Genomic DNA, 13,963 nt, shown 5'->3' on the forward strand with positions numbered 1-13,963 from the left:
CTGCGAGGCAAGCCAGGGAGTCAGCACCGGCAGCGAGGCAATCGGACGCTGGCGCAGCCCGGCCTCAAGGGCGTACCCGTTCATCATCTGCCCGTAGCGAAGTACGTCGGGGCCACCGATATCGAACGTGCGGTTGACGTCGCTGGCCAGGTCTGCGGCGTTCACGAGGTAGTGAAGCACATCGCGCACGGCGATGGGCTGGATGAAGTTGCGCACCCAGCGTGGCGCGGGCATGTAGGGCAGCACGTCGGTGAGGTGCCGGATCATCTCGAACGACGTCGACCCTGAGCCGATGACGACACCGGCCTGGAACGCGACGGTGGGCACCCCGGACTCCAGCAGGATGCGGCCGACCTCGGCACGCGATCGCAGGTGCGGCGAGAGGGTGGCGGCATCGGGGTGCAGGCCGCCGAGATAGACGACGCGGGTCACCTTCGCCGCGGCGGCGGCAGCGGCCACGTTTCGGGCTGCGGTGCGCTCGGTCTGCTCGAAGTCGCCCTTGGCACCCATCGAGTGCACCAGATAGTAGAAAACATCGATTCCCGCGCTCGCCCGGGCGACCGACGCCCGGTCGCCGAGATCGCCCTCGACGATCTCCACCTCGCTCGCCCATGGAACATCGAGCAGTTTCTGCGGGGAGCGCACGAGGACCCGCACGGTGTGGCCGGCCTCGAGGAGTTTGGGGACCAGTCGGCCGCCGATGTAACCCGAGGCTCCGGTGACCAGGATGCGGAGGGCAGTCGTGTCTGTCATTGCGTCAGCCTAGGGCGGGTGTCTGGGCTGGACCTGCGGATTCTCTGCCTGGCGATGGCGCCCTGTGGAGGAATCCGACGCCGCCGTGCGGTCCTGGGGGAAGATCGCCGGATGGTTCTTCGACTCGACCCGCGGTATCCGCTGGTGTGGCGCACCCCCGACACCATCCAGCTGGGCATCGATCGCCCCCTGGCGATCGTGCCCGGTGTCACGGCGCCGCTCGAAAGCGTGATTTCAGCGTTGCGGGTGGGCGTGCCCCGGTTGGGGGCGTTGATGCTCGGCCGCCAAGCGGGGGCGACGGACGAGGCGACCAGCGCCCTCCTGCTGGCCCTCTCCCCCGCACTGGTCGAGGACGACAGCCGCCCCGCGCCGCCGGTGGGGGCGTCCCGGGAGCCCGGCCCGCGTCCCGTCGTGTGCGTCGACGGGGTCGGGCCCACGGCCGACCGCATTCGGCGCCTGCTGGTCGACCTGGGCATCCGGGTCCTCGATTCAGGCAGCACCGACCACGGCAGCACTGATGCAGGCAGCACAGATGCAGGCAGCACCGCCCCGGACCTCGCCGTGCTGGTGGACCATTTCGTTCTCGCCCCTGAGCGGCACGGCCGGTGGCTGCGCCGCGACGTGCCGCACCTGCCGGTGGTGTTCAGCGACGCGGAGGTGCGGCTGGGCCCGCTGGTGGAACCGGGCGCCGGGCCCTGCCTGACCTGCCTGGAACTCGAGCGGGTCGACGATGACCCGGCCTGGCCGGCGATCGCCTGCCAGCTGGTGTACCGCACCGCGCCGACCGAGACGATCCGGCTGAGCATCGAGGTTGCAACGATCGCCGCCGGAATGGTGCAGGACCGGCTGGTCGCCGGGTCGAATCAGTTCGCAGCCGCGTCGTTGGCGATCGACGGGGAGTCGTTGGCGCTCAGGCGCCGCGCGCACCGGCCGCACGAGCGGTGCGGATGCCGATTTCTCCCAGAAAACGTGATCGTTCTCGCGGGGAACGCTGCTGCGTTCCGGCCGCGGACCAGCTGAGCGAGAGGCGTTTGCGCGCGCGGGTGACGCCCACGTACAGCAGCCGGCGTTCTTCGTCGACCTGCTCGAAAGTGCCCGCGTAGCTGATCGGCACGAGTCCCTCCGACAGCCCGACCACGAAGACGGCGTCCCACTCCAGGCCTTTGGCGGAGTGCAGGGTGGCCAGGGTCACGGCCGCGACGGTGGGCTCGTGCTGGCCGGCCTGGCGTTCCATCAGCTCGTCGGTGAATGCGCGGAACGTGGTGCCGGGTGCCGCCTGGTCGACGAGCCCCATGATCGCGTTCAGGGCTTCCCAGCGATCCCGGACCGCACCGCGGGTCTCCGGCGCGGTCTGGCTCCAGCCGAGTCCCCGCAGTACATCGCTGACCGATTTGAACAGCGGCTCGCCCATGATCGAGACGGATGCCGCGCGCAGCGACATCACCGCCTGCTTCACCTCCGGTAGGTCGAAGAACCGCTTCGATCCGCGGATCTGGTAGCTCACTCCCACATCCCCCAGCGCGGTCTCGAGCAGCGCGGCCTGCACGTTGACCCGGTACAGCACGGCGATGTTCTCCGGCGCCACCCCGGATTCGACGAGGTCGAAGATGCTCTGCGCCACGCCGCGCGCCTCGGCCATGTCGTTGGGGTATTCCCGCACGACGGGCTCCACCCCGGTCTCGGCGACGGCGGCGTGCAGCGACAGCGCGCCTGGCCGTCCACGCATGAGCTGGTTGGCGGTGGCGACGATGGCCGCGGTGGAACGGTAGTTCTGTTCGAGGCGCACCACGGTGGCGTCCTCGTAGTGCTTCGGGAAATCCAGCAGGTAATCGCTGCGGGCCCCCGCGAACGAGTAAATGGTCTGGCTGGCGTCGCCGACCACGCACAGGTCGCGGCGGTCGCCCAGCCACAGCTTGAGCAGGTCGTACTGCAGCGGCGAGACGTCCTGGAACTCGTCCACGACGAAGAACCGGTACTGCTCGCGCACCTGCAGCGCCACCGAGGGTTCCGCTTCGATCATGCCGGCCATGGCCAGCAGCACGTCTTCGAAGTCGATCTGCTTGCGGTCGTCTTTCAGCCGTTCGTAGCCGGCCTGCATATCCAGGGTCTGGTCGATGTCGAGCCGGCCGGGCAGGGTGCGTCCGGCGGCGGCGTACTGCTCCAGGCTCAGCCCGCTGGTCTTGCGCCACTCGATCTCGCCGGCCAGGTCGCGCAGAGTGGCGGTGTCGAGCTTGAGCTTCAGGACCTCGGCCGCGTGCCCGAGCAGTCGGCCCTTGCCCTCGAGGATGCGTGGCGCCCGCCCGCCGACGACGTGCGGCCAGAAATAGTTGAGTTGCGACAGCGCGGCCGCGTGGAAGGTGCGGGCGGCAACACCGCCGGCGCCGAGCTGGCGCAGCCGGCCGCGCAGTTCGGCGGCGGCGCGGGCGGTGAAGGTGAGCGCCATTACCCGGTTCGGCGAGTAGGCGCCGCTCATCACGCCGTACGCGATGCGGTGCGTGATGGCGCGGGTCTTGCCGGTGCCGGCACCGGCGAGCATGCAGACCGGTCCGATCAGGGCCTCCGCGGCCACCCGCTGCTGCTCGTCGAGTCCGGTGAGTAGGGACTCGGCGGTGGGTGTCAATGGTTCAGCCGACGCTGGTGACAACGGGTCAGACACCGTGGCGGACCTGGCCAGGCGCGATGTCGGCGGGCTCGGTGTCAGTGGGCTCGGTGTCAGTGGTGACGGCGGCCGGCCGGGCCAGCCAGTCGTCGATCAGCGCGCGGGCGATCGATGACGGTCCGGGCAGGATGATGCCGTTGTCGGCGTCGGAGAGTTCGGCGCGGCTGAACCAGCGCAGGTCGAGGATCTCGGTGCCGTCGGGCACGAGGCCGCCGGAAAGCTGGCCGTCGGCGAGTCGGGCGGTGAAGCCCACCATGATCGACGCCGGGAACGGCCACGGCTGCGAGCCCCGGTAGACGGGGTCGGCGACCCGCATGCCGGATTCCTCGAAGACCTCGCGCACCACGGCGGACTCGAACGATTCGCCGGGCTCGACGAAGCCGGCCAGCAGCGAGTACCGGGTGGCTTCCCACATGGCGTTGGAGCCCAGGAGCACCCGGTCGAGGTCGTCGGTGATGAGCACGATCACGGCCGCGTCGGTGCGAGGAAAGACCTGGCTGCCGTCCACGGGGCAGTGCCGAACCCAACCGCCGGAGCGCACCTCGGTGGCAGCGCCGCAGCGCGGGCAGTGCGGGTGCGACTCGTGCCAGTGCAGGATTCCGAGGGATTCGGTAAGGATTCCGGTGTCTCGGTCCGACAGCAGGGTGGCGTATTCGCGCAGGCCCACCCAGCCCGACGGGTCGGGTTCGAGCAGGGCGGCTTGCTCGTCGTCGAGGGGCACGGCCACGAGCGCGGTTCCGACCGGCTCAGGCGCGTCCTCGGCCAGGGAACGGCCGAGGTATACGAGCAGCGCGGATGCCGGCAGCACGGCGGGCAGGTCCGCCGGCGCGAGCAACTGCAGGCGCGGCGGAGCGCCGTCGACGGGGGCCGCGGCGAGCAGCGCCTTGCCCTTGTGCAGCGGCAGCAGCCGGGTGCCGGCATCCGCCCAGAGCCGCTCGAAGAGGTCGGGCTGGGCCCGCGCGTCATTGTCGCGATCGACGGCGTGCCTGGACAGTGGTAGCCGGGCCGTGAACCTGAACGACATGAGCCCCTTCAAGAGATCGGGCAACACGTGCCGAAGTTGACTGCAGGCGTGGCGTAGAACCCCACCGGGAGGAAGTCGACCTAACCTATAAGGCATGGCCAGATCCCATCTCACTCTAGCCGCGTTGGCCACCAATGCAGTGCCTGAGCTCGACGTCGCCCACGCCCGAAACCACAGTCTCGGTGGCGACGGGTTGTTCGACTCCGCCCTGCTGATCACCAGTGACGAGAAGGAGCTGATCATCAGGGTTCCCACGTCGCAGGCCGCCGAAACCGAGCAGTCCGCTGACCTGGTGGCGCTGCGCGCGCTCACCACCGGCAACCGCAGCCGGCTCCCGTTCGACGTGCCGGTGTTCGTGGGTCAGGCGCCCTTCGAGAACACCAGGGCCGTCGTCTACGAACGCCTGCCCGGCGCCTCCTACGACGCTGATGCCCTGACCGGCCACGAGGGCGTCTCGGGGTCGATCGGCCGTGCCATCGCCGCGATCCACGGACTGCCCACGGCGTTCATCGGTGACGCCGGCCTGGTGCAGCAGACCGCGCTGGAATGCCGCACCTCCACCATCGACCTGATCGACCGGGCCGCGGCCACCGGCAAGCTGCCGGCAGCGCTGCTTCGCCGCTGGGAACTCGCCACCGACGACCACACCCTGTGGCAGTTCACCCCGACGGTCATCCACGGGTCTCTCACCGCCGAGTCCTTTTTGATCAGCGACGACGCCGTGTGCGCCGTTCTCGGCTGGTCGGCGTTGAGCGTCGGCGACCCCGCCCGCGACATCAACTGGTTGCTCGCAGCCCGCGGCGACGCGGCTGAGACGGCGATCGCCACCTACACCGCGGCCCGCCAGGGCAACGACCCGTTGATCACCCAGCGAGCGATGCTCTACGCCGAGCTGGAGCTGGCGCGCTGGCTGCTGCACGGCGTCGACACCCGCGACGAGGACATCGTCGAGGATGCGGTGTCGATGCTCGACGGCCTTGTCGACAACGTGCACAGCCACACCATGAACTCGCTCTCCCCCGAGACCGGTCCGATCCTCAGCGTGTCCGACGTCGAGTCGATGCTCGAAGACACCCCGCGCACCGCGGCCACCGGCTCAGCCGGCCGGAACGACTTCGACAGCGACGACTACGGCACCAGCGATTTCGCCGAAACGGGCTCGTTCGCGACGGTCACCAGTTTCGACGGCACCGGTTTCGAGGCCCCGGATCTGGACGCGGCCGGCACCGGCGCGCCGTACCCGAGCTATGCGGACGACGCCACCGGCCCGGTTCCCACGGTCGACGGCGCATCCGCGGATGACGCCGCCACCGACGACCAGGCGCGCACGAGGTCGTCCTCGGAGTAGAGCCGTTCTGGGGCGACGATGCGGTCGTCAGCGACGAAGTAGAACACGGCGTCGACGATCTCCGGGTCGATGCCCTTCCACCGCGCGTACGCGAGCCGATACAGCGCCAGCTGGGTCTGCTTGAGTTCGAGGTCGGCGGCGTCCTTGGGCGCCTTGCCGGTCTTCCAGTCCACGACCTGGTATCCGGTTTCGGTTTTGTAGACGGCGTCGAGCTTGCAGATGAAGACCTGGTCGCCGAGGACGTGGTGGATTTCAATCTCCACTTCCTCGGGCGCGAGCGTCGCCCAGGGCGAGCGCTCGAAGGTGGCCTTGAACGTCTCCAGCTGCTCCAGCTCCACTGTCAGGGCAGCGCCGGACTCGGCATCCGCGTCGAGATCGATGTCCAGTTCGTCCAGGCCCGCGTCGATGAGGTCGCCGGAGAATGCTACGGTCGAGCGTTGCTCGACCCAGGAGTGAAAGAGAGTGCCCAGCCGGGTGGCGCGGTAGGGCCGCTCGGGCATCGGCCGGCGCAGCCTGGCCAACACGGCGACAGGGTCGTCGACGTAGTCCTTGAACCGGGAGGCCGGGATGCGGGTGGGCAGGTCGAGGGCGCCGGGGCCGGCCAGGCGGAGCGCCCGTTCCGCGAGCAGCAGGGTCACCTCCCGCGACCAGGGCGTCTCGATGGGGTCGGTGGGATCGGCGGCGGGGTCTTCGCGATCGTCGGTTCCGGGAGCCGGGACGGTGTCGCCGTGGGCGCGCACCAGGGCGGCGGCGGCCTCGACGACCCGGCGGCGGGTGGCGAGCGGGTCGAAGGGCCAGACCTCGGTGGCGTCCACGTCGGTGACCGGCTTCTCGGCGTGCTCACTGCCTTCCGGCAGGGCCGGGATCAGCCCGGCCTCGGCTAGTTCGAGCAGGTACCGGCTGGGCTTTCGCACGGTCGTGCCGCCGCCCCAGAAGGCCCCGGTGAGCAGCAGCTGCTGCTGTGCGCGGGTGGTGGCCACGTAGATCAGCCGGCGTTCCTCGGCGTCGTGCCGGGCTGCGAGCTGCTCCTTGTAGAGGGTGAAGTCGTCGTCGAACGACAACTGGGTCTCATGGCCGAGGCGCTTGAGCTCTGGCAGCTCGGCCCGGTCACCACGGCACGGGTAGGGCAGTTCGCCGAAGCGCAACCAGCCGGCGACCTCTCGGCTCGGCGCGGGCAGGTTCTTCTCGGTGAGTCCGGGAATGGCGACGTAATCCCACTCAAGCCCCTTGGAGCCGTGGATGGTGAGCAGCTGCACGGTGCCGGGTTCGGCGGCCTCGCCGCGCGGGCCGAGGTCGTCCTGTCGCTCGGCGCGCGCCAGCCAGCGCAGGAAGCTGGCCAGGGTGCCTACCTCGTCGCTGTCGAGGAACGCCGAGACGGCGTCGTGGAAGGCGTAGAGGTTGGCCAGGGCGCGACCGTGGCTCTCGTTGGCGACGAGCTCCAGGTCGAGCAGGGTCTCCTGTTCGATGAGGCGCACGAGGTCGAGCAGGCCCAGGTTCGCCCGGCTCCGCAGCCACCCCAGCTGGCGGCCGGCCTGGCGTAGTCGTTGCCGGCCGTCGTCGCTGAAGTCGGCCAGTTGCCCGTGCGATTCGGGGGCAGAGGCGACGAAGTCCAGGGCGTCGACGAGGGAGCGGCTCTCCTCGGTCGCTACGGAGGCCCGCAGCTTGGCCTTCAGCTCGTCGGAGACCGCCTTCTGCGCCCAGTCGTGCGTGGCCAGCCAGCCGGCCACATTCGAGAGCACCTGCAGGTCCCGAACGCCGATGCGCCAGCGGCCGCCGGTGAGCAGCCGGATCAGGTCGCTTCCCGCGGAGGGGTCGTGCACGACCCGCAACACGGCGAGCACGTCGGCCACCTCCGGGGTGGAGAGCAGTCCGCCCAAACCCAGCACGTGCGCCGGAACGCCGTGCTCGCGCAGCACCTCGGCGTAGAACTCCATGTCGCGGCGGGCGCGGAAGAGCATCGCCCCGGACTCCGGCGACGTGTCCCCGGCCCGCGTCGACTCGGTGCCGAGCCGTGCGGCGAACCAGCGGGCGATGGACGCGGCCTCCTCGGCGATGGTCTCGTGCATCGCAGCGTCCACCCGGCCGGCGGCCTTGCCCGGCGGCACCTTGAGGGTCTCCACCTGGATGCCGTTCGGCCGGGCGCGCAGTTCCGCGCTCAGCGGCGACACCAGCGCGTTGGCGGTCTCCAGCACGCTCACCGGGTTGCGCCAGGTGAAGGAGAGCGACATGGAGGGCGCCTCGGTGTTCGCCAACTCGGCGAAGTCGGTGGAGAAGCCGAGCAGGTTGGCGGAGCTGGCGCCGCGCCAGCCGTAGATGGACTGGTGCGGGTCTCCCACGGCCATCACGGGGTGGTGCGCGAACAGGGTGCGCAGCAACTCCGTCTGCAGCACCGAGGTGTCCTGGTACTCGTCGAGCAGCACGACACGGTACTGGTCGCGGTAGCGGTTCACCACCGCCGGCACCTTGCGGCACACCTGCAGGGCGAGGGCCACCTGGTCGGAGAACTCGATCAGGCCCTGGCGGCGCTTCTCGCACCTGTAGGCATCCGCGAGTTCGGCCAGCACCGGCAACGGCGCGACGGCGCTGATGGCCTCGAGCACCGAGTCGTACGGCTTCTTCTTGCGCGGGTTGCCGTAGGGCAGGTCGGCGAGGTAGCCGAAGCTCTGCGCGAGGCGGTCGAGGTCGTGCGGCCGGGGTTCCTCACCGGGCACGAACGGCGGCGGATTCTCGGCCAGGGCGCGGCTGAGTGAGAGCACCGCGTCGGTGACGGCGTCCACACCCTTGCCGTACTGCACCAGGCGACCGTCACCGTGCGCGACGACCACGCGGCGGGCGAGCAGCCAGGCGCTGGTCTCGCTCAGCAGCACCGACTCGGGTTCGCGCCCGAGCAACAGGGCGTTGTCGGTGAACAGCCGGCTGGCGAAGGAGTTGTAGGTGGAGACGGCTGGGGCGTTGAACAGGTCGGCGGAATCGAGTCCGGGGCCGGCGCTGAGGCCGGTGACCGGGTCGGTCGTTTCGCCGGCGGTGGGCATCAACCCCGCCTCGTTGAGCTGGCGGATACGCCCATTGATGCGTTCGGCGAGTTCCCCGGCGGCCTTGCGGGTGAAGGTGAGGCCAAGGATCTGGTCGGGCCGGGCGTGGTTGTTGGCGAGCAGCCAGAGCACCCGGTTGGCCATGGTCTCGGTCTTGCCGCTGCCGGCGCCGGCCACCACGAGGGTGGGGCTGAGCGGGGCCTCGATGACGGCCTGCTGTTCGCTGGTGGGCGGGAACATCTTCAGCGCCTCGGCGATGTCGAGGGCGGAAACGGAGCGGTGCGGCTTCGCCGGGGTGACAGTCGGGATGGGATCTGGACTCGCGCTCATGAGCTCACCTGCTTGATGACGTGGATGCGGCAGGAGCCGAAGGAGCGGGGGTCAAGGCAGTGGTCGGCGATCTCCGCCACGAAGGTGGCCGCGCCCATGCCTGCGGCGTCGTCGGTGACCCGTTTGGTGAAGGTCGCGAGTTCCTCGGGGGTGAACGCCGGCTGGGTGGGGTTGCGGTAGTTCTGCTTCTGGGTGCCTGAGGACACGATCACGAGGCGGGCGCCGGCCAGTTCCATGCCGGGTTCGAGCCCGTCGATCACGCCGGCGGAGAAGGCCAGCTGGTAGGCGCCGAGCTGCGGGTGCTCGGCGACGCCGGTGTCGCTGGTGGGGTCGCCCTTGCCGGTCTTGAGGTCCACGATCACGGCCCGGCCGTCGGGCAATCGTTCGACCCGGTCGATGGTGCCGGACAGCACCGCGCCGTCCAGCTCGAGGGCGAACCGGCCCTCGGCGCTGAGCAGCCGAGTGCCGGTGCGGGCGCCGTCGCCGAGGTAGGCGGCGAGCCGGTCGGTGAGTTCGCGGGCCTGCAGCTTCTGCACCCTCGACTGCCAGTCGGCGTCAAAGGCGAGTTCGCCCCAACGGGCCTCCACGCCGGCCCAGAGCGCATCCGGGGTGATCGAGGCCGGGTCGGGGGTGAGGGCGGGATCCGTGGCGTCCTCCATCACCTTGTGGATGATGGTGCCGAGGTTCGCGGCGGTGCTGGAGTCGCCGCCACCGATCTGGCCGATCAGCCAGTGCAGCGGGCAGGTCTCGAACGCCGACATGCGGGACGGTGACACGCGCACCGGTCCGTCGCCGGCTTCCGGGTCGTTGAGCGGCCGCAGGGTACTGGCCTCGCGCAACCCGTACCATTCGTCGGGGGTGGCGCCGGGCACCTTCTCCCTGGCCAGGCGGGCGAGGGTCGCGGCGGCATCCGTCGCGCGCATCGGCAGCACGGCCGGCAGGGCGGCGACGGGGTCGGCGCCGTCGGTGTCGGTGTCGGGCTGCAGCCGGGGGCGCAGGGTCTGGGTGAGGTCGCGTCGCAGCCGCCCGACCAGCCCGCGCAGCGAGAGCGGGTAGCGGGCCAGCGGAGCGGGGTCGGGCTCGGGCAGCAGGCGCAGGAACGCGCTCGGCTGGTTCTCGTCGTTGTCCACGGCGGTGACCAGCAGTTCCCTCGTGCTGCGGGAGGCGGCCTGGGCGAACATGCGCAGTTCGTCGTGCAGCACGCTGGTGCGGGCACCGGCGGGGTCGGGGGTCTCCCCCGAGGCGAGCAGGGCCAAATCGCCCGCGCCGAGCAGCGAACCGCGGATGCGCAGGTCGGGCCACACGTTCTCCTGCACGCCGGCGAGCACCACCAGGTCGTAGTCGCGGCCGATGGTGCCACTGGGGGTGGAGACGAGCACGGATTCGGCCAGCGCGCGCGGCGCGAGGGTGTCTTCCGGAACGTCGGTGTCGACGAGGTGCTCGACGAACAGCACCGGCGGCGCGGCCGGGGTGCGTTCGACGAATCGTTGCGCGGCCGAGAACAGGGCCACGACGGCGTCGAGGTTGGAGTTGGCCTCGTCGGCGTCGATTCCCGTGCCGGCGGCTTGCTCGGCCCAGGCCGGGGCGAGGCCGCTGCGCTGCCAGAGTCCCCAGAGCAGTTCCTCGATGGTGCCGCCGGCGGCGAACGCGGTGCGGGTCTGGCGCAGGTTCTTGGCGCAGGATGCGGCGCGCCGGGCGGTGCGGTTGTCGATGCGCTCCAGCACGGCGGGGTCGCTGAACACCTGCACGAGCAGCTCGTCGGCGGTGCGGGCGCGGTCGTCGGGACGCTCCTCGCTCAGTTCCTGTTGGCGCAGTGCCGCGCGCAGCCGCCGCAGGGTGATCGGATCGAGGCCGCCGAGCGGGCCGCGCAGCAGGTCGACCGCCGCGTCAGCGTCGAGTGGTCGCCGCCCGAGGGTGATGTCGAGGGCGAGGATGAACGCCCGTACGGCGGGTTCATCGCGGAGGGCCGCCTGGGACGCCGCGACCTGGGTAGGCACCTCGAGGGCGGCGAGGCCTTTCGAGAGGGCGGGCACGAGCGCGCCGGTGCGCACGATGACGGCCATCCGCCCCCACGGCAGGCCGTCGAGCAGGTGCCGTTCCCGCAGCCGCCGGGCGATCACGGCGAGCTGGTCTGCGGGGCTGGCGGTCACGATGGTTTGCACGGCACCGGTCTGCGCCGCACCGGTCTGCGCGGCACCGGTCTGCGCGGCGACGGTCCGCGCGGCGGGTGCGTCGGGTGCGTCGGCTGCGCGTTCCGGCTCCGGGGCGTCCGCGACACTGCCGGCGGCGCGCTGGGTTCCCGCCGCGGCAGCGCCGATCCGCCCGGTGAACTCCCGGACCACCGCGCGCAGCTCGCTGCCGTGCCGGTAGACGGTGTCGAGGTTCAGCGTCGAGACGTCGGGCAGGCCCAGGTAGGAGCCGAGCCGGCCCAGGGCATCCGGGTGCGCGCCACGGAAGGAGCCGGTGCTGAGGTCGGGGTCGCCGAACGCCACGATGGTGACGCCGCGGGCGGCGAACTGCGCCAGGAGCGCCAGCGTGGATTGGGTGGCCTCCTGGGCGTCGTCGAGCACGATCAGCCGCAGGTCGCCGAGGGGGCCCAGCGGGTTGCCCGCCGACACGGCGGATAACGAAGCGGACGCCGCCTGGCTAGCCGGACGCCGGACGCTGCGCGGGGCCTCCTGCACGATGGCGGCGGCGAATTGCACGAGCTCGGTGGAGTCGTACTGGCCGGGCCGGCTCTGGTCCTTGATCTCCTGGTAGTCGCGAATGAAGTCAGCGGCGGCGGCCCACTCGGGGCGGTCGGCGGCGGCGGCGAGCGCGTCGAGCCGGCCGGGGGTGACGCCGTATTCCACGGCGCGCATCATCAGGTCGCGCAGTTCCGTGCGGAATCCACGCAGCCCCCGTACCTCGGCGTCGAGCGGGCTCGGCCAGGCCGGACCGGTGCCCGAGGCGATGTCGCCCTGCAGGATCTCCGCGATGATCTGATCCTGCTCGCCACCGGTCAGGAGCGTCGGGCTGGTGCGGCCGGCGGCGACCTCGGCATCCCGCACGATCTGGAACGCGACGGAGTTCATGGTGCGGGCCAGTGGACCGTTGGTGGGCACCCGCAGGCGCAACGCCAGCCTGTCGCGAAGCTCGGTGGCTCCGGTGCGGGTGGGCACGAGCACGAGAACCTCGCTGGGCGAGAAACCGCGGGCGAGCACCCGGTCGGCGACGAATTCGACAAGGGTGCTGGTCTTCCCGGAGCCGGGCGCGCCGATCACGGCGGCAGAGCGGTCACCGGGCAGCTCCAGCACGGTGCGCTGGGACGCGTCCAGACCGAGGGGGCCGGCGGGCGCTCCGTCGGGGGTGGCGAGGGCCACGGCACGGGGCTCAACGAGCAGTTCGGACACCGGGTTCATCACGCTCCAACGGTAACGGGTTGCGCCGACAGTGAACGTGGCGGGCTGATCAGCGGGCATGTCGTAATCTGAGCGGGTAGGCAACCGAAAGGCGCATCCGTGGATATTCGCATTGGCATCTTCAACTCCCCCCGGGAGATCAGCTTCGAGACGACTCAGCCCGCCAACGAGATCGAGGAGACCGTCGCGGCCGCCCTCGCGGGGCAGACCGGGTACCTCAAGCTCAGCGACAAGAAGGGGCACCTGTACATCGTGCCGACCATCGGCCTCGCCTACGTGGAGCTGGGCTCAGAGTCCTCCCGCCGCGTCGGCTTCGTAGCCTAAGACCCCGCATGGAGCTCATGTTCGTCGCCCTCGGCGGAGCGCTCCTCGGGCTCGTCGCCCGGTACGCCTTGCCCCGGCGGCTCACGCACGGTTCCGTGCTGGTCCCGGCCGTGGGCACCGGCGTCGCCGCGCTGGTCTGGGTCGTCTTGACCTGGCTTGGCTGGGCGTGGGACGGCGGCTGGATCTGGTGGGTGTCCCTGATCGGGGCCGGCGCCGCCGCCGTACTGGTGGACATCCTCGTGGGAAAGCGTCGCGAGACGGCGGACCTGGCGATGCTGCACAGCATCACCAAGACCGGCCGGACGGCTTAGCCCCTCCGATACTCCGGTGCAACGAAAACACCCTCATCGCTTCGATGAGGGTGTTTTTTCGTGGTGGAACGCGGTGTTGTCAGGCGGTGAGGCCGAGGCCGTCCATCCGTCGGGTGTGTGCGGCGATCAGCTCGGTGAAGACGGGCTCGATGCGGGAGTCCTGCGTGACGGCCATCGCCGAGCGGGCCACGAGCAGGGTGTCGCCCACCAGGCGCCGGCCCCAGAGGGCCAGGCGCGATTCAAGCGTGGGCTCCGCGGCGATGGCAGCGGCCAGCTCGTGCACCAGCACATCCGCGCCGCCGTGTTCGCCGAGCAAGTGGGCCACGCGCGGGCCGATGTCGCCGGGCAGGGCGTCGGAGAGCCGCATGAAGAAGTCATCGAGCAGGCCGCCGGTGAGGTAACAGCTCAGCAGCAGCTCGTGCCAGTCGGCGCCGGCAGTGGCCGCGCGGAAGGAGTCCAGGGCGGGAACGAACGGGCTCATCACGGAGGCGGGTTCACCGTCCCGGCGGCGGATCTCATCAATCAGGCCGTGGTGCTTCGACAGCGCGCGCCCGGCGGCCAGGCTCAGGCCTTCCTTGGCGGTCAGCGTCGGGGCGGTGATCACGGCCGACGAGAGAGACTCGAACATGCCCAATTCGAAATATGCGGCCTGCCCGAGGTAGGTGAGCAGGTCGGGCGCCAGTTCGGTGATGTCGACCTTCGTCGTCGCTCGACGGTCGGCCCTGGCCGACAGCCGGGGCGTCTCTGCCCGTTTGGGTCGTTCACCTAACCACGAGATCAC

General features: G+C 70.7%; 10 protein-coding genes. 4 read left to right on the forward strand and 6 right to left on the reverse strand.

Annotated elements, in window-relative coordinates:
• A partial coding sequence (locus JWP54_RS01955) for an NAD(P)H-binding protein (RefSeq protein WP_297366532.1) occupies window positions 1–753 on the reverse strand: 753 nt, incomplete at its 3' end.
• A 111-nt stretch (window positions 754–864) separates the two neighbouring features.
• Between JWP54_RS01955 and JWP54_RS01960 the strand changes: the two genes are divergently transcribed.
• Complete coding sequence (locus JWP54_RS01960; protein WP_297366534.1) at window positions 865–1,773, forward strand: hypothetical protein; 909 nt, start codon at window positions 865–867, stop codon at window positions 1,771–1,773.
• Here JWP54_RS01960 and JWP54_RS01965 read toward each other — a convergent pair.
• Together JWP54_RS01965 and nudC are read right to left on the reverse strand one after the other, a co-directional pair.
• Window positions 1,664–3,373 (reverse strand): ATP-dependent helicase, encoded by a 1,710-nt coding sequence (locus JWP54_RS01965; protein ID WP_297366536.1) that lies wholly within the window; start codon window positions 3,371–3,373, stop codon window positions 1,664–1,666. The genes JWP54_RS01960 and JWP54_RS01965 overlap by 110 nt on opposite strands.
• Before the next feature lie 28 nt (window positions 3,374–3,401).
• Window positions 3,402–4,436 (reverse strand): NAD(+) diphosphatase, encoded by a 1,035-nt coding sequence (gene nudC / locus JWP54_RS01970; protein WP_297366539.1) that lies wholly within the window; start codon window positions 4,434–4,436, stop codon window positions 3,402–3,404.
• Between the two features lie 94 nt (window positions 4,437–4,530).
• Here nudC and JWP54_RS01975 point away from each other — a divergent pair, with 94 nt between their 5' ends.
• Window positions 4,531–5,784, forward strand: coding sequence for a phosphotransferase (locus tag JWP54_RS01975; protein WP_297366541.1), 1,254 nt, complete (start codon window positions 4,531–4,533; stop codon window positions 5,782–5,784).
• Here the strand turns inward: JWP54_RS01975 and JWP54_RS01980 are convergent.
• Together JWP54_RS01980 and JWP54_RS01985 are read right to left on the reverse strand one after the other, a co-directional pair.
• The gene (locus JWP54_RS01980) at window positions 5,682–9,146 is read right to left on the reverse strand and encodes an ATP-dependent DNA helicase (RefSeq protein ID WP_297366543.1); all 3,465 of its coding nucleotides are present in this window, start codon (window positions 9,144–9,146) and stop codon (window positions 5,682–5,684) included. The genes JWP54_RS01975 and JWP54_RS01980 overlap by 103 nt on opposite strands.
• On the reverse strand, window positions 9,143–12,607 hold the full coding sequence (locus JWP54_RS01985) for a UrvD/REP family ATP-dependent DNA helicase (protein ID WP_297366545.1): 3,465 nt from the start codon (window positions 12,605–12,607) through the stop codon (window positions 9,143–9,145). Before JWP54_RS01985 ends, JWP54_RS01980 begins: the two co-directional genes overlap by 4 nt.
• A 39-nt stretch (window positions 12,608–12,646) precedes the next feature.
• Between JWP54_RS01985 and JWP54_RS01990 the strand changes: the two genes are divergently transcribed.
• Both JWP54_RS01990 and JWP54_RS01995 read left to right on the forward strand, forming a co-directional pair.
• Entirely contained in the window at window positions 12,647–12,871 is a 225-nt protein-coding gene (locus JWP54_RS01990; protein ID WP_297366547.1) for a DUF3107 domain-containing protein, read from the forward strand.
• A gap of 8 nt (window positions 12,872–12,879) precedes the next feature.
• Complete coding sequence (locus JWP54_RS01995) at window positions 12,880–13,182, forward strand: hypothetical protein (protein WP_297366549.1); 303 nt, start codon at window positions 12,880–12,882, stop codon at window positions 13,180–13,182.
• Between the two features lie 79 nt (window positions 13,183–13,261).
• Here JWP54_RS01995 and JWP54_RS02000 read toward each other — a convergent pair.
• The coding region (locus JWP54_RS02000; protein WP_367274172.1) for a ferritin-like fold-containing protein at window positions 13,262–13,963 on the reverse strand (702 nt) is incomplete at its 5' end.

The organism is Cryobacterium sp. (assembly GCF_025463825.1).
Classification (GTDB): Bacteria; Actinomycetota; Actinomycetes; order Actinomycetales; family Microbacteriaceae; genus Cryobacterium.